At 36.0% G+C, this 19923-nt stretch carries 31 protein-coding genes and 1 other RNA gene; 4 read left to right on the plus strand and 28 right to left on the minus strand.

Going from position 1 to position 19923, the window contains the following annotated elements; all coding sequences use genetic code 11:
• Positions 1-147 precede the first annotated feature (147 nt).
• The 3 genes from AA80_RS03170 to AA80_RS03180 form a co-directional block, all read right to left on the minus strand.
• Positions 148-810 carry a protease complex subunit PrcB family protein gene (locus tag AA80_RS03170; protein ID WP_244903564.1) on the minus strand — a complete coding sequence of 221 codons (663 nt, stop codon included), beginning with the start codon at positions 808-810 and terminating at the stop codon, positions 148-150.
• Complete coding sequence (locus AA80_RS03175; protein ID WP_103876383.1) at positions 770-2647, minus strand: S8 family serine peptidase; 1878 nt, start codon at positions 2645-2647, stop codon at positions 770-772. Before AA80_RS03175 ends, AA80_RS03170 begins: the two co-directional genes overlap by 41 nt.
• Before the next feature lie 123 nt (positions 2648-2770).
• Complete coding sequence (locus AA80_RS03180; RefSeq protein WP_103876384.1) at positions 2771-3826, minus strand: hypothetical protein; 1056 nt, start codon at positions 3824-3826, stop codon at positions 2771-2773.
• A 324-nt stretch (positions 3827-4150) separates the two neighbouring features.
• Between AA80_RS03180 and AA80_RS03185 the strand changes: the two genes are divergently transcribed.
• From AA80_RS03185 to rnpB, 4 genes are all read left to right on the plus strand, one after another.
• A complete protein-coding gene (locus AA80_RS03185; RefSeq protein WP_103876385.1) occupies positions 4151-5479 on the plus strand; it encodes an amidohydrolase in 1329 nt (442 codons plus the stop codon).
• Positions 5388-5879, plus strand: coding sequence for a hypothetical protein (locus AA80_RS03190; RefSeq protein ID WP_103876386.1), 492 nt, complete (start codon positions 5388-5390; stop codon positions 5877-5879). The genes AA80_RS03185 and AA80_RS03190 overlap by 92 nt, the downstream gene beginning before the upstream one ends.
• Complete coding sequence (mnmL, locus tag AA80_RS03195; protein WP_166667763.1) at positions 5873-6799, plus strand: tRNA modification radical SAM protein MnmL/YtqA; 927 nt, start codon at positions 5873-5875, stop codon at positions 6797-6799. Before AA80_RS03190 ends, mnmL begins: the two co-directional genes overlap by 7 nt.
• Positions 6798-7127, plus strand: an RNA gene (rnpB, locus tag AA80_RS03200) — RNase P RNA component class A. Before mnmL ends, rnpB begins: the two co-directional genes overlap by 2 nt.
• Before the next feature lie 38 nt (positions 7128-7165).
• Here rnpB and rplQ read toward each other — a convergent pair.
• From rplQ to rplV, 25 genes are all read right to left on the minus strand, one after another.
• Positions 7166-7552 carry a 50S ribosomal protein L17 gene (gene rplQ / locus AA80_RS03205; protein ID WP_103876387.1) on the minus strand — a complete coding sequence of 129 codons (387 nt, stop codon included), beginning with the start codon at positions 7550-7552 and terminating at the stop codon, positions 7166-7168.
• Positions 7542-8606 carry a DNA-directed RNA polymerase subunit alpha gene (locus AA80_RS03210; RefSeq protein ID WP_103876454.1) on the minus strand — a complete coding sequence of 355 codons (1065 nt, stop codon included), beginning with the start codon at positions 8604-8606 and terminating at the stop codon, positions 7542-7544. Before AA80_RS03210 ends, rplQ begins: the two co-directional genes overlap by 11 nt.
• Before the next feature lie 94 nt (positions 8607-8700).
• On the minus strand, positions 8701-9336 hold the full coding sequence (rpsD, locus tag AA80_RS03215; RefSeq protein ID WP_103876388.1) for a 30S ribosomal protein S4: 636 nt from the start codon (positions 9334-9336) through the stop codon (positions 8701-8703).
• A gap of 19 nt (positions 9337-9355) precedes the next feature.
• Positions 9356-9745, minus strand: coding sequence for a 30S ribosomal protein S11 (gene rpsK, locus AA80_RS03220; protein ID WP_103066418.1), 390 nt, complete (start codon positions 9743-9745; stop codon positions 9356-9358).
• A gap of 166 nt (positions 9746-9911) precedes the next feature.
• Positions 9912-10277 carry a 30S ribosomal protein S13 gene (gene rpsM, locus AA80_RS03225; RefSeq protein WP_103876389.1) on the minus strand — a complete coding sequence of 122 codons (366 nt, stop codon included), beginning with the start codon at positions 10275-10277 and terminating at the stop codon, positions 9912-9914.
• Between the two features lie 30 nt (positions 10278-10307).
• A complete protein-coding gene (gene rpmJ / locus AA80_RS03230; RefSeq protein WP_012208593.1) occupies positions 10308-10424 on the minus strand; it encodes a 50S ribosomal protein L36 in 117 nt (38 codons plus the stop codon).
• 49 nt (positions 10425-10473) lie between these two features.
• Entirely contained in the window at positions 10474-10704 is a 231-nt protein-coding gene (infA, locus tag AA80_RS03235; RefSeq protein ID WP_103066556.1) for a translation initiation factor IF-1, read from the minus strand.
• A gap of 224 nt (positions 10705-10928) precedes the next feature.
• On the minus strand, positions 10929-11681 hold the full coding sequence (gene map / locus AA80_RS03240; protein WP_103876390.1) for a type I methionyl aminopeptidase: 753 nt from the start codon (positions 11679-11681) through the stop codon (positions 10929-10931).
• Entirely contained in the window at positions 11681-12325 is a 645-nt protein-coding gene (locus AA80_RS03245) for an adenylate kinase (protein ID WP_103876455.1), read from the minus strand. The genes map and AA80_RS03245 overlap by 1 nt, the downstream gene beginning before the upstream one ends.
• A 7-nt stretch (positions 12326-12332) precedes the next feature.
• Positions 12333-13613: a preprotein translocase subunit SecY gene (gene secY / locus AA80_RS03250; protein WP_103876391.1), complete on the minus strand. Its 1281-nt coding sequence runs from the start codon at positions 13611-13613 to the stop codon at positions 12333-12335.
• Between the two features lies 1 nt (position 13614).
• The gene (gene rplO / locus AA80_RS03255) at positions 13615-14070 is read right to left on the minus strand and encodes a 50S ribosomal protein L15 (RefSeq protein WP_103876392.1); all 456 of its coding nucleotides are present in this window, start codon (positions 14068-14070) and stop codon (positions 13615-13617) included.
• A 32-nt stretch (positions 14071-14102) separates the two neighbouring features.
• The gene (rpmD, locus tag AA80_RS03260) at positions 14103-14288 is read right to left on the minus strand and encodes a 50S ribosomal protein L30 (RefSeq protein WP_103066425.1); all 186 of its coding nucleotides are present in this window, start codon (positions 14286-14288) and stop codon (positions 14103-14105) included.
• A 3-nt stretch (positions 14289-14291) separates the two neighbouring features.
• Positions 14292-14825: a 30S ribosomal protein S5 gene (gene rpsE, locus AA80_RS03265; RefSeq protein WP_103876393.1), complete on the minus strand. Its 534-nt coding sequence runs from the start codon at positions 14823-14825 to the stop codon at positions 14292-14294.
• Between the two features lie 16 nt (positions 14826-14841).
• Positions 14842-15210: a 50S ribosomal protein L18 gene (rplR, locus tag AA80_RS03270; protein WP_103876394.1), complete on the minus strand. Its 369-nt coding sequence runs from the start codon at positions 15208-15210 to the stop codon at positions 14842-14844.
• A gap of 30 nt (positions 15211-15240) precedes the next feature.
• Positions 15241-15801: a 50S ribosomal protein L6 gene (gene rplF, locus AA80_RS03275; RefSeq protein WP_103876395.1), complete on the minus strand. Its 561-nt coding sequence runs from the start codon at positions 15799-15801 to the stop codon at positions 15241-15243.
• 12 nt (positions 15802-15813) lie between these two features.
• On the minus strand, positions 15814-16218 hold the full coding sequence (gene rpsH, locus AA80_RS03280) for a 30S ribosomal protein S8 (RefSeq protein WP_103876396.1): 405 nt from the start codon (positions 16216-16218) through the stop codon (positions 15814-15816).
• A 14-nt stretch (positions 16219-16232) separates the two neighbouring features.
• A complete protein-coding gene (locus tag AA80_RS03285; RefSeq protein WP_103876397.1) occupies positions 16233-16418 on the minus strand; it encodes a type Z 30S ribosomal protein S14 in 186 nt (61 codons plus the stop codon).
• A 16-nt stretch (positions 16419-16434) separates the two neighbouring features.
• Positions 16435-16992 (minus strand): 50S ribosomal protein L5, encoded by a 558-nt coding sequence (gene rplE / locus AA80_RS03290; protein WP_103876398.1) that lies wholly within the window; start codon positions 16990-16992, stop codon positions 16435-16437.
• A 73-nt stretch (positions 16993-17065) separates the two neighbouring features.
• Positions 17066-17386, minus strand: coding sequence for a 50S ribosomal protein L24 (gene rplX, locus AA80_RS03295; protein WP_103876399.1), 321 nt, complete (start codon positions 17384-17386; stop codon positions 17066-17068).
• 9 nt (positions 17387-17395) lie between these two features.
• Positions 17396-17764, minus strand: coding sequence for a 50S ribosomal protein L14 (gene rplN / locus AA80_RS03300; protein ID WP_103876400.1), 369 nt, complete (start codon positions 17762-17764; stop codon positions 17396-17398).
• The gene (gene rpsQ, locus AA80_RS03305; protein ID WP_103876401.1) at positions 17745-18077 is read right to left on the minus strand and encodes a 30S ribosomal protein S17; all 333 of its coding nucleotides are present in this window, start codon (positions 18075-18077) and stop codon (positions 17745-17747) included. The genes rplN and rpsQ overlap by 20 nt, the downstream gene beginning before the upstream one ends.
• Positions 18078-18082: 5 nt before the next feature.
• Positions 18083-18283 (minus strand): 50S ribosomal protein L29, encoded by a 201-nt coding sequence (gene rpmC, locus AA80_RS03310; RefSeq protein WP_103876402.1) that lies wholly within the window; start codon positions 18281-18283, stop codon positions 18083-18085.
• Positions 18283-18708 (minus strand): 50S ribosomal protein L16, encoded by a 426-nt coding sequence (gene rplP / locus AA80_RS03315; RefSeq protein WP_103066436.1) that lies wholly within the window; start codon positions 18706-18708, stop codon positions 18283-18285. Before rplP ends, rpmC begins: the two co-directional genes overlap by 1 nt.
• Positions 18709-18810: 102 nt before the next feature.
• A complete protein-coding gene (gene rpsC / locus AA80_RS03320) occupies positions 18811-19446 on the minus strand; it encodes a 30S ribosomal protein S3 (RefSeq protein WP_103876403.1) in 636 nt (211 codons plus the stop codon).
• 15 nt (positions 19447-19461) lie between these two features.
• On the minus strand, positions 19462-19911 hold the full coding sequence (gene rplV, locus AA80_RS03325) for a 50S ribosomal protein L22 (RefSeq protein WP_103876404.1): 450 nt from the start codon (positions 19909-19911) through the stop codon (positions 19462-19464).
• Positions 19912-19923: the final 12 nt, after the last annotated feature.

A 19923-nucleotide genomic window follows, 5' to 3' on the forward strand; every position in this document is an offset into this window, starting at 1 on the left:
TCCTTATGGGTGGGGAGCGGGGCAAAGGGGCGCTATAACGTCTTTGAGAGTTTATAAAGACAATAAAAAATTATTTGATGGGAGACGACCAACTAGTTCGTCTCCCAATTTTTTAAAATATAAAACCTAGATATTTCCTTAAAAATATTAATTAGAAAATGTAAAACCCTTTCTCAACAACAATGGTTCACCATTCTTCTGTTCAATGGTTACTATCACTTCCCACTCCCCTTCATCCAAAACTTCGTTAATTTCTACCCCTATTGAAGGATAAGTAAACGCTTGTGTGACCATCTCCCCTTTAGCTGGCACCTTTAAAAACAAATCTATAAAGATTTGAAAGTTATCTTTGTTTATACTGATATTATTCAAAGAAAGTTCGTATCCTCCCGTTTTTCTTTCACCTGCACTAATACAAACAACGAAAGGAATGCCCCTTACATTGCTAACTACAACATCATCTTTTTTGATTATCACATCAGGTGTTTGACTCTTGTAATAACAATCTACAACCTTATAATTCTCCATATCTTCTCCTTTGTCAAAGGTGTAAGCGTCTAAAGGCTTTTTATCTATTCCTACTCCTTGAGCAGGTTCTTGAATAACTTCTTGTTTAACCCCTGTTTCATTTTGTAATGATGGAGATAATAAGAAAAAAGCGGATCCAATCGCCAAAGCTGTCAAGGAAATTACTAAAATTATCTGAGTTTTAGTCATTTTTAAAAATCTCCTCAATTGAAAATCAGATGTTTCTTTTAACAACATAAACTTAGAAGATAGTCCAAGGTATTCTATCTCCTCCATATTCATCAATAAATCCCATACCTTCTTGGTTAATTGATATTTCAACTGGAATAGATTCATTGTTTATTTGTATTTCTCCTCTTATACCGAATTCTCCTTCAGGAATCGTTCCAACGTACTCATAAGATAAATAATAATGGCCGCTTTCAATGATATGTTGTAATAGGTCAATACTAATTTCTTCGTTACTAGGAAGTTCAAATGTCTCTATTGTATTTCCGCCACCATCCAGCAAAGATATTGTCAGTGTTCCATTAAAAGGAAGATCAGTTGTTAAAACTGCTTTGAATTGAGTTGTTTCAAATTCTTGTGTATAGATTGTTTCATGACCAACTTCGACATTACCTGAATAACTCAGCTCTTCTTCCATTCTATAATTTGGTGCATAGTAATACAGATACTCAGGTCCTCCAATAATTATTTCATAATCTCCTGGTTCAATTCCGGCAAATAATTCAGTTCCATCGTTAGAAGTTTTCCCGTAATATCTTTTGCTCGTTTCTTTACTTTCTAAAGTTATAAAAACACCGGGCAAAGGGTTACTACTTCTTTTAGATATCGCCTTAACAACCAAATTCCCTGCTTCGTAATCAGTTGGATTAAGATTCAGACTTGCAGAGCTGATTCTTCCATAGCCGGCAGAGGTATCGTAACCATCCTCATCAATATCCAATGCTCCATCTTCGATCATCTTTCTTATCTGGTACACATTTGCTTCAGGATATTTTTCTTTAATTAAAGCAGCTAAGGCAGAAACATAAGGAGCTGGCATTGAAGTACCAGACCAGCGAATATAAGGATTACCATCAATCCCTTCATATTCACCCAATTCCACAGGGATTGTTGAAATAATATCCACTCCGGGGGCTGAAACAGAGACATAATCACCCCTGGATGAAAAATAAGCAATGTTATCCTTGTCATCGCTAGCAGCCACAGCTATTACACCTGGAAAGCCTGAAGGATAGAACCAATGTTGGTCTGTGGTGAAATTACCAGAAGAGGCAACAACAACTACGTCATTTGTAAGAGCATAATCAAAGGCATCCTTTAGGATGTTTGAATATCCTCCTCCCCAACTGTTCGACAAAACATCTGCTCCATTTTCTACAGCCCAAACTATTCCGGCAGCAACTGCATAATCACCAACGTAATTAGGGTTAAAGATTCTTATAGGCATTATCTTTGCATCTGGAGCTAATCCTACTACGCCCTGACCATCATCTTTTGCAGCTATTATACCCGCTGTGTGGGTGCCATGGCCGTCTGTGTCAGAATCCTCATTCGGATCAATCTTTTTATTCCAGTAAGGATCATAACCTAAAAACAATTGATCCACTAAATCAGGATGTGTTCCATCTGTCCCTGTGTCTAATAACCCTACAACTACACCAGCACCAGTAGCTGTTGCCCATGCGGTTTCAGCATTGATCTTATCCAAGGCGTACTGAAATTCTCTGTAATCTGGATAACCTTCCTCTACTTGATTCAACGCGCTACTTCCTGTTTTTTCTATGACAACATTTGGGTCATTTTTAATAACCTGTATTTCCCTATCCGTATAGTTTGGCTCAATATATCTTATACCTTCTATTTTTTCCTTACTTTCTAAATCCTTTAATACATTTTCAACATTTTGGCCTTCTAAGCTTAGAAGCGCAACCCTGATTTCAGGGATCAAACTTTTTACTTCCATCCCTTGATCAAGTTTATCTGTAAAATTTTCTAAATCCGATAAATTTTCATAACCAACAACGAGCACATCTTCGTCGTATTCACGTTCAGCTAGCTTTATCAAATCAGGAATATATGAATTTACAGGTGAAATGTCTGAATGATCCATAAAGGCATTGCTTTCATCCTCTAAATAGCTCAAATTGACACAGCTGTTGAAGATAAAGATTGAGATTATTAGTAAAAAAAGAACACAAAATTACGCATTTTCATAACGTTTTCCTTCCTTTTTTCAGTTTCCTACAGTAGTGAATTCATTTTGCTTATCTGGCATAATATCACCTTTAGGATTAACATTATACCCATTATCGACAGCTACTGAAACTGATACGCTATCCATGTCATACGCAACAGCATAGGCGTATTCTACTCCCCAATCGTATGTTTTGGCGGGTTCTAACTTATCGTCTTCATAATAATATATTCCATCTTGCAAGTATAAGAACCAACTCAAGTCATCATATTCAGAACTTCCTTTGCTTCCAAGGAATGTGACAGAAACTTCTTCAGCTCCCAAAGTCATAAAATCATACAAGTAAAGTGTCGATTCTTCTAAAATACCTGGAAATATGTAATTTTTACTTTGTACTAAATCGTATATCCACATCGTATAGTGGTATTCCACCTTAGATTCAGGCGAAATTAGTTCTTTTGTCGGTTCCCAAATAAAAGTTGGCTGCCTTGAAACGTCTGTTGCTTTGTCAGTTGGAGATATTAACTCAACATTAAAGGTCTCAAGTGGAACAACAGAACCTAATTCAACGAGTGTACTTTCTCCGTTTTCTGTATAAGAACTTACTGCGTACCAAGTTCTTCTACCGGCTTCCAATTCATCTGATTCATCCAAATAAGGACTATTTGTTACTGTAGCAATCTGTGTATAATTGCCATCCCCAAAATGTCTATAAATTCTATAAACATCTGGTTTTATAAACTTATCATAATAGATAAGTCCTTTTTGCAGAGCATCATAGTAATCATACCAATTTACTTTAATCCACAAATTTGAGTTTTCTGAGACCGAGTCTAATCCACCTACTAAATCTTTTAATTCAAGATATTTAACCAAAATGTTGTTGTTCATAAAATTATCCTTCAACCTTTGGGTAAATGTTTCTGATTGAGTCGTAGTAATTTCTTCTTTTAGAGTGTAAGAAATAATTGAACTCACCCCTAAACGCGAGGGATTTATTGGTTTAAAAAGTACACGCTCACTTGCTTTAGGTAAACACCCAGTCAGCAAAAACAACAAAATAAATATTAATTCTACATAATAAAATTTTTTCATAATAATGCTTCTCCCCAATTTCGACATTATCTATATTATCTTTTAAAACTAACCTCAAACTCTTAATATTTCTTTTCTTCAAACTTACCAAAATCCAAGTCAGATAATTTTAGAGAAAACTACGCTTTTTTCTTTAATAATATCATTATATCACCTACAATCCAACACGAAAGTTTTACATTTTTATTATTTTTTTATTGTAATTTTTAATGAAGTTAGAATTACTTATTTTACTTGTTCGTATCCTTTTTCCCTTTAAAAATCTTCTAACAAGCGATATTTTATAGTATAATATCAATGAAAACAACCAAAGGAGTTGTGAATATGTCTAAAAAGCTTTTGAAGAATGCGTATGTTTTGATAAGTGCTGATGATGATGTAGAAAAATTTGATATATTAATAGACGAAGATGAGATCGAAGACTTACTTGCCCCAGGTGATTCAACAGAGGTGAATTTGGGAGATGTAGACGAGTACGATCTAACTGGAAAATTGATCGTCCCTGGATTTATTAACACCCATACCCATTCAGTTATGTCTTATTTTAGAGGTATTGCTGATGATCTATCACTTAACGATTGGTTGTTCAAAGAAATGCTACCAAGAGAGGACTTTTTAGAAAGTGAAATGGCTTACTATGGTGCTTTAGTTTCTATTTTAGAGATGATTTCTAACGGAATAACTACTTTTGTTGACATGTATATGTTTACGGATGAGATAGCCAAGGCTGCATACGATTTAGGGATTCGTGCATATATATCAAGAGGGCTTTCTTATGATACTGATGAGGGCTGGAATAGGAGAATAAAAGAAAACATCAAAACGTATGAAAAATACAATGGATTAGATAACCGAATTTACATAGGTTTTGGGCCTCATGCCCCTTACACCGTTCCCATGGATAAATTAAAAGAAGTAGCCAAAATTACAAAAAAGTATGATACTCATATTCAGATTCATCTTTTGGAATCAGCAAATGAAAGGAAGCAGTACAATCTTTTAGAGGTTGAAAATACCGGTTTGTTCGATCTTCCTACGATAGCTGCTCACTGTGTGCATGCTGATGAAAAAGATATCGAAATTCTTTCAAGGAAAGAAGTGAATGTAGCTTATAACCCGATTAGTAATATGAAGCTGGGCAATGGGATAGCCCCCATAGTGGATATGCTTGATAAGAGTATAAATGTGACTTTTGGTACAGATGGTTCCGCAAGCAACAACTCTTTGAACTTTTTCAACGAAATGAAGTTTGGAGGTATATTGCAGAAATACAAGTATGGGCCTGATAGATTTTCGGTCGAGCAGATTTTGAGGATGATCTGGGAAAACGGAGGTTTTGCCTTAGAAACAAACATCGGAAGGTTGGAGCCTGAGTTCAAGGCGGATTTGGTTGTTTTAGATATGGATTCTTTTGAATTTTTCCCTAATGACTTATCAAGGTTAAAGTCTCATATAGTTTATTCTGTAAATCCTAAGAACGTTTTTGCAACGATGGTAGCAGGGAAGTTTTTGTACTACGATGGAGAATTTTTAACTTTAAAAGAAGAAAAGGAGCAAATATATGAGAAATTCCATAGCTTTTACAAAAGGATCGAAGATAAGTATAATAATAGCGATTATTCTGATAGCCATGACAACGATAGGGATATCTAAACCTATCGATGATTACATAGAGTTTTCTCCTAAAGGCTATGAAGATATAAGTAGGATAGTAACCAGAAATGGGACGATAATAAACTCCACGGTCTCAGACAATGGCGAACATTTGGAGTTGAACTTTAAAAAGGATGGTGGTTTGTACGAAGTTCACGTCGTTCATTTCAAGAATCCGTTCGCTTTGTTGAATTTTTGGTATAGTTTTGTGTGTGATTATTCTGATGGTTTAACCGCTAGTTTTTCTGCTATTCCTCTTATATACGGTGAGTACAATGGTGAGCATATGGATATGTATCTTAGTGCTTGGTATAGAGGAGTGAACAACTTATTTTTTGCTGTTTACGGGCCAAAAAGAAGCGTGATAAATGACTTGAAACTTCAGTTGAATAGATGGTGATTTTGTTGGATTTGTATAATAGGTTGAGTGAGTATTTTAAGAATAGATACGGCGAAAGAGTGCAAAGGTTACCAATCAACGCTGGATTCACTTGCCCAAATAAAACTGGCGTAAAAGGTAAGGGTGGTTGCATTTATTGCGATTTAACGGGAAGTGGTTTTGCCTCTTTTAAGCCTAAGGTAAGTATCGAAGAACAGGTTAAGGAAATGATTAATAGATACGAGACAAAAGCTAATAAATTCCTTGCCTATTTTCAGGCAAACACCAATACATACGCCCCTGTTGATGAATTGAAAGAAAAATATGAAAGTGCTTTGATAGACGATAGAATAGTAGGTTTGGATGTATCTACTAGGCCGGATTGTGTTCCAGATGATGTGATAGAGCTTTTAAATACTTTCAAAGATAGAGTTGATGTTTTCGTTGAACTGGGTGTTGAGAGCACTAATGCCAACACGTTAAAGTATATGAACAGAGGGCATTCTTTAGCAGAAGTTATAGATTCAGTTAACAGGTTAAAAAAAGCTGGATTAGAGGTTATTCTACATTATATAATAGATTTTCCTTGTGATACATTAGATGATGTGAAAGAGATGGCTAAGGTTAGTTCGGCGATGAATGTTGACGGTGTAAAATTGCATTCTTTGTATATCGTTGAAAATACAAAACTTGCTGATTTGTATAAAAGTGGGGAGTTTCCACCTTTGACGTTGGATGACTTTGTTGATAGGGCAATTACTTTCTTGGAATATTTAGATCCAAAGATCGTGATTCATAGACTCGTTGCTGATCCTCCAAAAACTGGAACGTTACATGGCAATTGGGGGATTTCTAAAATAAAGATTTTAAACTTAATTGAAAATACGATGAGAGAGAGGGGTTCCTATCAAGGAAAATATTTTAAGTATTTGAATAATTGAAGTAGGACGGTTGATCGCGAGTAGGCATACTTGGCCTATTTTGAGGAAAGTCCGGACTCTAAGGGCAAGATACTGGTTAACAACCAGAGGGAGTGATCCCTGAATAGGGCCATAGAAAAGAAAACCGCCGAAAGGCAAGGGTGGAACGGTGAGGTAAGAGCTCACCAGTGTCAGAGCGATCTGACAGCTTGGTAGCCTCTATCTTGAGCAAGGTCAAGCAAGAAGGCCATAGGTTGCCCGCCGAGAGACTTGAGTGTCCGCCTTCTGGGTAGACCGCTTAGATAAATGGTCAACTTGACAGAATCCGGCTTATAGTCCTACTGATATATTTAACAATGACGCCCAGAACGGGCGTCATTTTTTAAGTTATTCTTCTTTTGGGAGTAATTGGAGTATAGATAATTCTGAAGCGTCACCTTTTCTATAACCGATTTTTAATATTCTTGTGTAACCACCGTTTCTATTTTCGTATCGGGGTGCAATTTCATGTACTATTTTGTATACTAGTTTTCTGTCGTTGAAGTGTTTGTTTATATCCCTGTTTAAAGCTACTCTTCTTTCTGGGAGATCCGTTGAATTAGCTTCCTTGGCTTTGGTGATTATTCTTTCTACAAGCGGTCTTACAGCTTTTGCTTTGGCAGTAGTAGTAATTATACTTTCAGATTCAAAGACGCTTCTAGCTAAATTTTTCAACAGGGCGTTTCTATGGGAAGCATATCTATTTAATTTTTTAGTTTTAACTCTATGCCTCATCTAAAGTGTTCCCCCTTTCTTCTTGGTGTAATTTTTCATAATCTATATCAAATTTCTCTTTTAGCTCATTTTTTATCTCATCTAAAGATTTTTTCCCAAAGTTTTTGATTTTGAGAAGGTCGGCGGATTTTCTTTTTAATAGTTCTCCAATGGTGTCTATTTTTTCTCTTTTTAAACAGTTTTTAGCCCTTTTTGTTAAATCCAAAGAATCAATCTGAGTTTCCATTAAATCCTTTGGCAATCCAAAAATATTTTCTTCCTCTTCTTCTTGCACTTCTTCCTCTTTTTCAACTGAAACTTCCATTTGTTCTATAGTTCCAGCTTCTCCTTCTTTTTCCCAAAGTTTGGAAATGAAGTCAAAATGTTCCATCAAAATTTTTGTTGCCTCTTTCAATGCTTCGGTGGGGGTTGTATTTTTTTTCGTCCAAATTTCGAGAATTAGCTTATCGTAGTCGGTTCTTCTTCCTACACGAATGTTTTCTGTTAAATAGTTAACTTTAAGAACGGGACTGAACACTCCATCTATGAATATGTATTCAATGTCACTTTGAAATGTCAATTCTTGGGCGGGAATGAAACCTTTCCCTGCTTGAGCATACAATTCAAAGTCAACTTCCATATCTTTGTTGACATGAGCTATGACAAAATCTGGGTTGGCTATTTCTACTTCCGACGGAGTTTTTATGTCTCCACTTTTTATGACTTGGCCAGCTTTGTATTTCTTCCTTAAGCTTAATAGAATTGGGTAATCTATCCCATTGAGACTTTCAATGTCGTCTACTTTTAATTGAACCTTTTTTAAATTTAAAGTTATTTCAATGATGTCTTCTTTTATACCCTCAATCGTATCGTACTCGTGTAATTTCCCTGGAATACGTAGGCCGGTTATCGCTAAAGATGGAATGGAAGATAACAACACCCTTCTTAAAGCATTGCCTAAAGTTATAGCATATCCTTTTTCCAGCGGAAATAGTTCATATTTTGAGTAGTTATATTCGTCTTGCTCTTCCTTTTGGACTATCCTAAATTTTTCCGGTTTTATTAATATCTCCATACTATCTCTGATCCTTATTAGGGAATCAGAGCACACCTCCTTTCCTGCCCTTTTGAGCGAGGTGATATTTTGTGTTTCAAATAAATAACACTTTTTATTTAGAGTAAAGCTCTATGATGTTTGTCAAAGGTACAGGAACATCTATTTCATCAATCTTTGGTAACCTTTCGAAAGTTCCTCTAAAATTTTCAATTTCCACGTTTACCCAATTGGGAATATTTCTATATCCTTCTTGGACTAATTCTAATCCTTCTCGTACTTGTTGTATGTTACGACTTTTTTCTTTGACTTCTATTACATCTCCTACTTTGACTCTGTAAGAAGGAATATTCACTTTCTTGCCATTAACTAATATATGTCCGTGAGTTACTATTTGTCTCGCCGTTCTTCTGTTTGGTGCGAAACCCATTTGATAAACTACAGAATCTAGCCTTCTTTCTAAGAGTTGCATCAAAACTTCTCCAGTTTCTCCACTTCTAGATCTTTCAGCTTCTTCAAATGTGTTCCTGAATTGTCTTTCCATTAAACCATACATTCTTTTTAAAGCTTGTTTAGATCTTAATTGTATACCGTATTGGGTCAACTTTTGTTTTTGCCTTCCGTGTTGCCCAGGAACGTAATTTCTTTTTCTAAGGGCCGATTTTTCTGTGTAGCTTCTTTTTCCTTTTAAATAAAGGTTTATTCCTTCGCGTCGAGATAATTTTTCTAATGGTCCTATGTATCTCGCCATTAATTCTTTCCCTCCTTAATTAGAATCTTTTCTTTTTTGGCCTACAACCGTTGTGAGGTATAGGGGTAACGTCTTTTATGCTTTCTACATTTAAACCTGCAGCTTGTAAAGCCCTAATTGCGGATTCTCTGCCTGAACCGGGTCCTTTAACATATACATCCACTCTTTTTACTCCCAGATTTAGAGCTTCTTTTGCCACTTTATCTGAGGCCATTTGAGCTGAGAATGGAGTCCCTTTTTTAGCTCCTTTAAATCCAACATTTCCTCCACTAGACCATATTATTGGCCTACCCTCAGTATCTGTTAATGTAACTATTGTGTTGTTGAAGGTTGAATGAATGTGTACCGCTGCTTTTTCAGGAGCAGCTTTCTTTTTTTTGGTTCTTTGCTTTGCTCCACCTTTTGCCATTTATTTAAAAACCTCCTTAAAAATTTGATTTGATGTGTTAGTGCCACTTCGCCCCGTTGCCCACCCATGTGGAAGAGGGACCTGCGGTCCCTTAAACCCCTTAACTTACTCATAAGGATGAGAGAATTTTTATCCATTTGCATAGCTCCCCAACCATTCGTTAATGTTATCTTTTTTTGATCTTGGTTAATCTTGGTCCCTTTCTAGTTCTGGCGTTGGAGTGGGTTTTCTGACCTCTTACGGGTAACCCCGCTTTATGCCTTTTCCCCCTGTAGCTACCGATGTCTATCAATCGCCTTATATTTTTGTTAATCTCTTGTCTTAGTTCTCCTTCAACTTTATAATTTTCATTTATGTGGTGAGTTAGCTTTGAAATTTCATCGTCGGTTAGTTCTTTTGCTCTTTTATTCGGGTCTATTTCTAAGGTATTTAATATATCAAAGGCTGTTTTTCTACCTATTCCATATATATATGTTAATCCTACAAATAAAGCTTTATTATCTGGTACTTCAACACCTAAAATACGAGCCATCCATTTAGCCTCCTTGTAAAGAAATTTTTATTATCCTTGTCTTTGTTTGTGCTTTGGATTTTTTGAACATACAACCCAAACTTTTCCGCCTCTTTTGACTATTTTACAGTGCTCACATCGCTTTTTTACAGAAGCCCTGACCTTCATGATTTATTTCCTCCTTCATAATTCTCAACATCTATATTAATCTGTTTTTTCAATCTTTGTTTACTTTTTCCCTTTTCACAATTCTTCCTTTGTTTAAATCATAAACGGAAACTTCCACAGTAACCCGGTCTCCTGGAAGTATTTTGATGAAATTCTTTCTCATTCGCCCAGAAATGTGGGCCAATATTTCATGCCCATTATCTAATTTAACTTTAAAATTTGCATTAGGTAAAGATTCAAGAATATATCCTTGCATAACAACGACATCTTTTTTAGCCAATACAATCCCTCCTTTTTCAGGGATTTTTACTGTCATTAGAATCTGTAAAGTACGATTTAGCGCCCGACCCCCGCTCCCCACCCATGAGGAAAAAGGTCTACACCCTGTTACCCTGCAACTTACTCATAAAGATAAAAGATTTTTCCCCTTCAGCACTGGAGTCCCCTCATAAGGAAAAAGAAATGGAGGAGGGGTCCCCCATGACCCCTAAATAAACCCCTGAATTATAGTTGCGTTAGTATTTCTGGGCCATTTTCTGTCACGGCAATTGTATGCTCAAAATGGGCGGCTTTTGATCTATCTCTGGTTACAGCTGTCCAACCATCTTCTAAAATATCTACTTCGTAACTTCCCATAGATACCATTGGTTCTATTGCGAGGGTCATCTTTTTCCTGATTTTCGGACCTCTGCCTTGCTTTCCATAATTTGGAATTTGAGGATCTTCATGCAATTTTCTCCCTACCCCGTGACCTACGTATTCCCTTATTACGGAAAAACCTTTATTTTCAATATAAGTTTGAATTTCGTGACCAATGTCACCTATTGAATTACCGGCAACAGCTTTTTTTATACCCATGTACAAAGATTCTTTGGTCGCTTCAACCAGTTCTTTTTCTTTTTCAGGCACTTGCCCTATTATGTAGGTTCTGGCAGAATCTGCTATGTACCCTTTGTAAGTTAAACCACAATCTATAGATACAACATCACCATTTTTTAAAACTTTACTTTTTAATGGAAACCCGTGAACAACCTCTTCATTCAAAGAAAAGTTGATCGCATATTTGTAACCATTATAACCTTTGAAGGTGGGTATAGCATCTTCCTTTTCCATGTATTCCAAAACATATTTTTCAATGCTTTCTCCATTAACGCCTTCTTTCACTATCTCTGGAAGTAAAGCATCAAAAAGTAGGGCAAGCTTTTTTCCAGCCCGTCTCATCATATCTATTTCTTCATCAGTCTTAATTATTATCATTATTTGTTAAAACTCCTTAGTATATTAAACAATTCTTTTGTAACGTCTTCAACATTTTGGGCGCCGTCTATTGTAATGATTTTGTTATTTTTTCTATAATATTCTATTACAGACTCGGTGGTATTCTTATATACTTTGTACCTTTCTCTGACTACTTCTTCTTTATCGTCGTCTCTTTGAATTAATTTTGTGCCACATACATCACATTTTTCGTCTTCTTTTGGTTTAAGTGTGATTAAATTATATACTTTGCCACAGTTTGGGCAGACCCTTCTATTACTTATCCTTTTGACTATTTCTTCTTCGGCAACATCTATCAGTACCACCGCATCTATTTCTTTTTTTAAGTCTTTTGTTGCACGGTCCAAAAATTTTGCTTGGTCTAAAGTTCTAGGATAACCGTCCAGAATAAAAGAATCTAACTCTTGCATTTTTTCTTTTACCAGATTATTCATTATCTCATCTGAAACTAATTCTCCACGATCCATAATTGCTTTAGCCTTTTTACCTAATTCTGTACCTTTGCTAACAGCATCTCTTAAAATATCTCCAGTGGATATGTGTGCAATATCAAACTCCTTGGCTACCAATTTCGCTTGAGTTCCTTTACCTGCACCCGGCGGTCCGAAAAATAAAAGTCTCATTGAAAATTCATCTCCTTCCACGTAGCCTTCCTTTTTTCATGAAGCCTTCATACTGTCTAACTATCATGTGTTGTTCAATTTGCTGAACTATGTCTAAAGCAACTCCAACCGCTATTAGTGTGCTGGTACCACCTATCCAGATTTGCCGCATCCCTGAGGCACCTCTGATAAAGTAGGGTACTAAAGCGATTACTACTAAAAAGAGCGCTCCTATGAAGGTTACCCTTGTCATTACCGAAGTGATGTAATTAACAGTCGGTTTCCCTGGTCTTAAACCTGGTATGAACCCACCATAATTTCGTATATTATCCGCCACGTCGTTTGGATCCATAACAACAGAACTGTAAAAGTATGTAAAAAAGAAAACTAACAAACCATACAGTACAAGGTAAAGTGGAGCACCTATGGCAAATATTCTATCGTCTACAGTAGTTGCTGTTACCCCAGCAATCATACTGGGTAGAGTCATAATAGCGGAGGCAAAGATTATTGGAATTACCCCTCCACCATTTACCTTAATAGGTAAGTATGTCGAGGAACCTCCATAAATTTTTGTACCGACTACTCTTTTTGCATATTGGATATTAATTCTTCTTTCAGAGGTTTGAACCGCTACTACTGCTATTACTATAAATATGGCAACCGCCGCTAACAGTATCCATTCTAAAGGGGTTAAACCTATGAGAGCTTCAGCTGCGTATGTAGGGTACCTCGATACTATACCAGCGAATATTAAAACGGATACTCCGTTTCCTATTCCTTTTTCGGTGATTAATTCACCTATCCATAGTAAAAACATCGTTCCTGCTGCTATAGAAACGGTTGCTAAAGTTACAAAGAGAACTGGCGATAGGTTGGGAGATCTGTAATTGTTGGCAGCTATGGACATTAGTAATCCTTGTCCGAATGCTAATACTAACGTTAACATCCGGGTGTAGTGAGCAAATTTTTTTCTCCCACTTTCACCTTCTCTCAACATCTCCTTTAAACTAGGTATTACGGAAGAGAGAAGTTGAAAAATGATCGAAGCTGTAATATATGGGGTCACTGAGAGAACAAATATAGATAAATTGCTTAATGCCCCCCCAGCAAAGACGTCAAAAAAACCGATGAATCCTCCAGCCACTCCTTGGGATGCTCCACTTAAAGCGGATTGCCACGCCTCAACATTTATTCCAGGAATGGGGATGTAAATTCCTATCCTAAACCCTATCAACGCGAAAAAGGTGAATATAACTCTATCCCTTAATTCAGGAATTCTAAAAACGTTTCTAAAGGCTTTGAACATGTTATTCAATCACCTCTATTTTCCCGCCAACAGCTTCAATTTTCTCTCTAGCAGTTTGAGAGAAAAGGTTAGCTTTGACAACAAGAGGTTTTGATATTTCTCCTTTTCCTAATATTTTTACTCCATCGTTCAATTTTTTTATTACTTTCTTTTTTAAAAGTATATCTGGAGTGACTTCTTCATTTTCTGAGAAATACTTTTCTAATGTTTCTACGTTTACAACAGAATATACTTTTTTAAATGGTGCATTAGAGAATCCAAATTTTGGAGTTCTTCTAATAATGTTTGTTTGTCCACCTTCAAAGATTTTGCTTATTTTACCTCTTCCTCTTGCCTTTTGACCTTTGTGCCCTTTTCCAGATGTTTTTCCTAATCCTGAGCCGATTCCTCTTCCTAACCTTTTTTTAGGTTTTCTTGATCCTGGTGTAGGTTTTAGATCTTCTATTTTAAGTGGCATGTATATAGCCTCCTTATTTACGGTTTGTTTTTTTAAGAATCGATTTCTTCCCACTCGACTAAGTGATGTACGGTTCTTATCATTCCCCTAATTTGCGGATTGTCAGGTTTTATCACCACTTTATCTTTCCTAGTTAAATCTAAAGCATCGAGAGTTGCTAATTGTCTTTTGTTCTTCCCTGCTCTTCCTCTTACTAACTTTATCTTTAGACTTGACATTGCTCATACCCCCTCGTGTGCACCAAAAAATACTTGTTTTACCGATAAATCTCTCAACTTTGCAATTTCTTGAGGAGATCTCAACTTTTTTAATCCGTTGTAAGTGGCTTTAGCTAAATTTAATACGTTTGTCGAACTAATGGCTTTACTTAGAATATTATCTATTCCTGCTAATTCAACAACAGCTCTTACAGCTGAACTGGCTATAACTCCAGTACCCGGCCCTGCAGGGAACAGTAATACAGTGGAAGCATCTTGTTCACCGATTGTTTCGTGAGGAATGGTTCCATTTTTAACAGGAACTTCTATCATATTGTTCTTTGCATTCTCAATTGATTTTCTGATAGCTTGTGGGACTTCTCGGGCATTTCCAATTCCTATTCCTACTTTTCCATTTCGATTGCCTACTACCGAAACTGCACGAAACGAAATGGTTTTTCCACCTTTAGTCACTTTGCTGACCCTTCGAATTTCGATTACTCTTTCTTCTAATTCATTTGCAGCATCAGTAGCTTTTACTTTCTGATCGTTCGGCATAAATTACCAACACCTCCTAAAACTTTAAGCCCATTTCTCTTGCTGCTTCAGCAAGAGCTTTTACTTTTCCGTGGTATTTGTAACCACTTCTATCAAAAACTATTTCTGTTATATCTTTTTCTTTTGCTTTTTCAGCTATGAGTTTTCCTACTTCTTGAGCAGCGTTTTCATCCCAAGTTTTTTCTAATTTTTCTTTAAGTTGTTTTTGGGTTGTTGAAACGGATACCAATGTGACACCTTTAGTATCGTCTATAATTTGAGCGTATATGTGCTTTTGACTTTTAAAGACTGTTAATCTTGGTTTTTCTGGTGTTCCTTTTACTTTTTTTCTTACTCTTAAATGCCTTTTTCGTCTAAGGGCTTTTTTGTCTAATTGTTTTATCATTTTAAAAGGGTCCTCCTTTGAGAAAATATTTTAAACTTTCTTTCCTTCTTTTCTTAAAACACTTTCTCCAATGTATTTTATACCTTTACCACTGTATACGTTAACTTTTCTCAAACTTCTTATTCTTGCAGCGGCTTCTCCAACTTTGTATTTATCTATACCTTTAACCACCACTCTTGTGGGTTGTGGAACCTCTATTGTTATTCCTTCAGGTATGGGAAATTCTACTGGGTTTGAATAACCAATATTCAAAACTAAATTGTTTCCTTGAAGTTGCGCTCTGTATCCAATACCAGAAATCTCCAATTCTTTTTGGTATCCTTCAGTTACACCTTTAATCATGTTTCTCACATGAGATGTGAACGTACCTCTGAGCGCTTTTAATCGCTTTTCGTCTGAACTTCTTTTAACCACGCCTTCTTTTGACTTAATCATTAATTCGTTGTTATCTCTATTAATTTCTAAATATTCGGGTAAATTTAGACTTAATTCACCTTTTTTACCTTTGATTTTTATTGTTTGTCCATCCACAGATAATTCTACACCATCAGGAATAATTGTTGGTTTATCAGCTATTCTCGATTGTGGCATCTAGGCACCTCCTCACCATACATAACAGATTACTTCTCCACCAACTTTTTTCTCTCTTGCTTCTTTATCGGTCATTAGTCCTAAGGACGTTGAGAGTATAGCTATACCTAATCCACCTTTGACCTTTGGTATGTTACGTGTGTTAACATATACTCTTCTTCCACTTTTTGAAACCTTTATGATTCCTTCCATTATAGGTTTTTTTTCTCTTCTAGTTCCTTTGTACTTTAAATAGACTTTGAGTATTCCTTGTTTACCATCGTCTATGAATTTATAATCATTGATAAATCCTTCTTTTTTCATTATTTCTAAAATGTCTCTTTTTAAGTTCGATGCAGGTATTTCTACACTCTCTTTGAACACCGAGTTGGCGTTCCTTATTCTGGTTAGCATATCAGCAACCGGATCGCTCCACATTCTTTTTTCCCTCCTTACCAGCTAGCCTTCTTAACTCCAGGAAGTTTACCTTCTAGAGCTTTTTCTCTGAAACATATCCTGCATAAACCGAATTCTCTGTAAACAGCTCTTGGTCTACCGCAAACTTTACATCTTGAGTAAACTCGTGTTTTATACTTTGGCGTTCTTTGGGATTTTTCTATAAGAGACTTTTTCGCCATTAATTACAACCTCCATTCATGATTTTTGTAATGGGAAACCAAAATATTCTAACAGTTTCCTTGCTTCTTCATCAGTTTTAGCTGTGGTAACAATTGTTATATCCATACCCTGAATTCTATTTATATCATCAGGCCTAATTTCCGGAAAAATTAGTTGTTCTGGAATTCCAAAGGTATAATTACCTCTTCCATCGAAAGAATCAGATGGTAGCCCTCTGAAATCTCTTAATTTTGGTAATACAACATGATTTAATTTATACAAGAAATTATACATTTTCCATCCTCTCAAGGTTACTTTTACACCTATTGGCATTCCTTCCCTAACCTTAAAATTAGCAACACTTTTTTTTGCCTTTGTTATTAAAGCTTTTTGCCCTACTATCTTTGTTAGCTCTTGAGCATGTTTTTCAACAACGGCTCTGTTTCTGGAACCTTCTCCAACTCCCATATTAACAACTATCTTTACAAGTTTTGGTACTTGTAGTTCGTTTTTGTAATTAAATTCTTTCATCATAGAAGGTATTACTACTTCTTTGTATCTGGCTTTTAGAGGTACATACTGAACTTTTTCCATTGATTGTCCTCCTTTTTGCTTCTTCCCTTACATATCCACAAAATTTTTACAATGTTTCAAGAGTTTAAATGAATTAAGATTTTTCTACTATTTCACCACATTTTTTGCAATATCTTACTTTGCTTCCATCTTCAAGAAATTTAAATCCCACTCTAGTTTTTTGATCACAATTTGGACAAACTAACATAACGTTTGAAATATCAATAGGACTGGGTTGCTCGATAATTCCACCTTCCCTCATCTTTTGAGTGGGCCTTTGATGTTTCTTGACAACGCTTACGTTATCTACAATAACTTTGTTTTCCTTTGGAATAACCCTTAAAACTTTGCTTCTTTTTCCTTTATCTTTTCCAGCAATTACCATTACTGTGTCGTCTCTTTTTATTTTATTCATATTTTCACCTCACCAAACTTCTTTTGCTAACGACGCTATCTTGGCGTATCCTTTGTCCCGTACTTCTCTGGCTACTGGACCAAAAACCCTTGTACCTAAAGGTAACTTGTTTTTATCAACCAGTACGGCAGCATTGTCATCGAATCTGATATAAGTTCCATCTTTTCTTTTTATCTCTTTTTTTGTCCTGACGATTACAGCTTGAACCACTTGACCCTTTTTTAAATTCGTGTGAGGTATGGCTTCTCTAACGGAGCATACAACAGTATCTCCTATGGTCCCTTTTGATTTATGAAATCCTCCGAGTACTTTAATAACTCTTAGGACTTTTGCTCCAGAGTTATCAGCGACCCTAATTTTACTCTCTAGTTGTACCATCAACCTCACCTCCAAAGGCTTCTTGTACTTCTTCTTCAACTGAGTCGGGTGTTTCAACTTCTTCCGATAAAATATTTTTTCTTACAATTCTTTTTAAAACAAAAGCCTTTGTTTTGGAAAGCTTTCTAGATTCTTCTATTTCAACAATATCACCAATCTCACATTCGTTGTTTTCGTCATGTGCATGGTATCTTCTAGTTTTTCTAACAAATTTGTGGTATTTGGGATGTTTGGTTAGTCTGTCTGTTTCTACCGTTATTGTTTTGTCCATCGCATTGCTGATAACTTTTCCAGTTATTATCTTTTTAGACATGAAATTTACCTCCTTATTCCGAGTTCCCTTTCTTTGAGGATGGTCTTTATTCGAGCTATATCTTTCTTTACTTGTTTAATACTTGAAGAATTTTTTAGTTGTCCAAGTTCAAGTTGAAACCTCAATTGAAATAATTTTTCCTTCAAATTATTTAATTCTCCATTGAGCTCTTCGTCTGTTAATTCTCTCATCTCAGTTATTCTCATCAGAGCTCCCCTCCTATTTCATATCTTTGAACTATCTTAGTCCTTATCGGTAGTTTGGAGGCGGCATACTCTAATGCCCTTTTTGCAGTTGCTTCATCAACTCCACCTATTTCAAACATTACTCTTCCCTTCTTTACAACCGCTACCCAACCTTCCACATCACCTTTACCTTTTCCTTGCCTTGTTCCAATACCCTTGGAAGTTACGGGTTTATCGGGAAAAATGTTAATCCATATGTTTCCCGTTCTTTTTAAGGTCCTAACCATAGATAACCTACATGCTTCTATCTGTTGTGCAGTTATCCATGAGCTTTCCATCGCTTTTAATCCCCAGTCACCAGAATGTACCAAACTTCCACCTTTTGTCATTCCTCTGACTGTTCCACGTTGTTGTTTTCTATATTTTACTCTTTTAGGCATTAACATTTAGGATTTCCTCCTTTTTTACCATTTCTACAGTCTTTAACTTGCTTTAGCACTCTTTAGCCTGGTAGCCCGCCCAAAGGAGTAGGAGGACTGTAGGAAAGATTATTTAAGTGGTGTATCACCATCATAGACCCAAACCTTTATCCCTATGGTACCGTATTTAGTTTGAGAATGAACGACCGCATAATCAATGTTTGATCTCAAGGTTTGAAGAGGTAATCTTCCTTCCATATACCATTCGGTTCTTGCTATTTCTGCACCACCAAGCCTTCCAGAAACCATAATTTTCACGCCTTTAGCGCCTCGTCTCATAGCGTTGGTTATAGCTTTTTTCATAGCAACTTTGTGTGAAACCCTTCTTTGGAGTTGACCCGATACATCTTCAGCTATGAGTTGAGCGTCGACGTAAGGATTTTTTACTTCTTGAGCGTAGATCTTAACATTTTTATCCCCTACTATGTTTTTCAAATCATCTCTAATTTTTTTTATTTCTGCGCCTTTTCGTCCAATCAAAATTCCTAGTCTTGCACTATAGATATCTATTCTTATTAACGAATCACTAGGTCTTTCAATTAATATCTCTGAAATCCCAGCAGCTCCGTAATTTGATTTTAGATAATTTCTTATCTTTTCATCTTCATGTAAATAATCAGAATAATTCTTTTCGTTAAACCATACAGATTTCCAATTTTTGTTGTTCCCTAGCCTAAAACCGGTTGGGTGTACTTTTGATCCCACATATTTCACCTCACTTTATTTATCGGCACTTTTGTCTCTCACGGTTATATAAATATGGCTCATTCTTTTTTGAAGAATATCTGCTCTTCCATGAGACCTTGGCCATAATCTTTTTAGTCTAGGACCTTCATTCACCATTATTTCAGAAACATAGAGATTTTCAGCGTTTAATCCAAAATTATTCTCAGCATTGGCAATAGCCGACATCAAAGTTTTGTATAGTATACGTGCGGATTTTTTTGGACTAAAAGTGAGTATTTGAAGTGCTTCACTTATGTCTTTATTCCTTATTGAGTTTGCCATGGATCTAACTTTTTTAGGTGATATTCTTACGTATTTTGTAACTGCTCTAGCTTCAACAATTGGTTCAGAGGCTTCTTTCTCTTTTCTTAATCTGTGATATACAGATCTTTTTACTTTTCTACCGTCTTGTTGAACTCTGGAAACATTAGTATTAGTAGCCATAAACTACCCTCC

Origin of the sequence: Petrotoga sibirica DSM 13575 (assembly GCF_002924625.1) — a bacterium.
Taxonomy (GTDB): Bacteria; Thermotogota; Thermotogae; order Petrotogales; family Petrotogaceae; genus Petrotoga; species Petrotoga sibirica.

Excerpts from the sequence above, each read along its gene's own strand:
- AA80_RS03170 (WP_244903564.1), bottom strand. The coding sequence starts at position 810 with ATGAATATGGAGGAGATAGAATACCTTGGACTATCTTCTAAGTTTATG.
- AA80_RS03175 (WP_103876383.1), bottom strand. The coding sequence starts at position 2,647 with ATGGATCATTCAGACATTTCACCTGTAAATTCATATATTCCTGATTTG.
- AA80_RS03180 (WP_103876384.1), bottom strand. The coding sequence starts at position 3,826 with ATGAAAAAATTTTATTATGTAGAATTAATATTTATTTTGTTGTTTTTG.
- AA80_RS03185 (WP_103876385.1), top strand. The coding sequence starts at position 4,151 with ATGTCTAAAAAGCTTTTGAAGAATGCGTATGTTTTGATAAGTGCTGAT.
- AA80_RS03190 (WP_103876386.1), top strand. The coding sequence starts at position 5,388 with ATGAGAAATTCCATAGCTTTTACAAAAGGATCGAAGATAAGTATAATA.
- mnmL (WP_166667763.1), top strand. The coding sequence starts at position 5,873 with ATGGTGATTTTGTTGGATTTGTATAATAGGTTGAGTGAGTATTTTAAG.
- rplQ (WP_103876387.1), bottom strand. The coding sequence starts at position 7,552 with ATGAGGCATAGAGTTAAAACTAAAAAATTAAATAGATATGCTTCCCAT.
- AA80_RS03210 (WP_103876454.1), bottom strand. The coding sequence starts at position 8,606 with ATGGAGATATTAATAAAACCGGAAAAATTTAGGATAGTCCAAAAGGAA.
- rpsD (WP_103876388.1), bottom strand. The coding sequence starts at position 9,336 with ATGGCGAGATACATAGGACCATTAGAAAAATTATCTCGACGCGAAGGA.
- rpsK (WP_103066418.1), bottom strand. The coding sequence starts at position 9,745 with ATGGCAAAAGGTGGAGCAAAGCAAAGAACCAAAAAAAAGAAAGCTGCT.
- rpsM (WP_103876389.1), bottom strand. The coding sequence starts at position 10,277 with ATGGCTCGTATTTTAGGTGTTGAAGTACCAGATAATAAAGCTTTATTT.
- rpmJ (WP_012208593.1), bottom strand. The coding sequence starts at position 10,424 with ATGAAGGTCAGGGCTTCTGTAAAAAAGCGATGTGAGCACTGTAAAATA.
- map (WP_103876390.1), bottom strand. The coding sequence starts at position 11,681 with ATGATAATAATTAAGACTGATGAAGAAATAGATATGATGAGACGGGCT.
- AA80_RS03245 (WP_103876455.1), bottom strand. The coding sequence starts at position 12,325 with ATGAGACTTTTATTTTTCGGACCGCCGGGTGCAGGTAAAGGAACTCAA.
- secY (WP_103876391.1), bottom strand. The coding sequence starts at position 13,613 with ATGTTCAAAGCCTTTAGAAACGTTTTTAGAATTCCTGAATTAAGGGAT.
- rplO (WP_103876392.1), bottom strand. The coding sequence starts at position 14,070 with ATGCCACTTAAAATAGAAGATCTAAAACCTACACCAGGATCAAGAAAA.
- rpmD (WP_103066425.1), bottom strand. The coding sequence starts at position 14,288 with ATGTCAAGTCTAAAGATAAAGTTAGTAAGAGGAAGAGCAGGGAAGAAC.
- rpsE (WP_103876393.1), bottom strand. The coding sequence starts at position 14,825 with ATGCCGAACGATCAGAAAGTAAAAGCTACTGATGCTGCAAATGAATTA.
- rplR (WP_103876394.1), bottom strand. The coding sequence starts at position 15,210 with ATGATAAAACAATTAGACAAAAAAGCCCTTAGACGAAAAAGGCATTTA.
- rplF (WP_103876395.1), bottom strand. The coding sequence starts at position 15,801 with ATGCCACAATCGAGAATAGCTGATAAACCAACAATTATTCCTGATGGT.
- rpsH (WP_103876396.1), bottom strand. The coding sequence starts at position 16,218 with ATGTGGAGCGATCCGGTTGCTGATATGCTAACCAGAATAAGGAACGCC.
- AA80_RS03285 (WP_103876397.1), bottom strand. The coding sequence starts at position 16,418 with ATGGCGAAAAAGTCTCTTATAGAAAAATCCCAAAGAACGCCAAAGTAT.
- rplE (WP_103876398.1), bottom strand. The coding sequence starts at position 16,992 with ATGGAAAAAGTTCAGTATGTACCTCTAAAAGCCAGATACAAAGAAGTA.
- rplX (WP_103876399.1), bottom strand. The coding sequence starts at position 17,386 with ATGAATAAAATAAAAAGAGACGACACAGTAATGGTAATTGCTGGAAAA.
- rplN (WP_103876400.1), bottom strand. The coding sequence starts at position 17,764 with ATGGTACAACTAGAGAGTAAAATTAGGGTCGCTGATAACTCTGGAGCA.
- rpsQ (WP_103876401.1), bottom strand. The coding sequence starts at position 18,077 with ATGTCTAAAAAGATAATAACTGGAAAAGTTATCAGCAATGCGATGGAC.
- rpmC (WP_103876402.1), bottom strand. The coding sequence starts at position 18,283 with ATGAGAATAACTGAGATGAGAGAATTAACAGACGAAGAGCTCAATGGA.
- rplP (WP_103066436.1), bottom strand. The coding sequence starts at position 18,708 with ATGTTAATGCCTAAAAGAGTAAAATATAGAAAACAACAACGTGGAACA.
- rplV (WP_103876404.1), bottom strand. The coding sequence starts at position 19,911 with ATGGCTACTAATACTAATGTTTCCAGAGTTCAACAAGACGGTAGAAAA.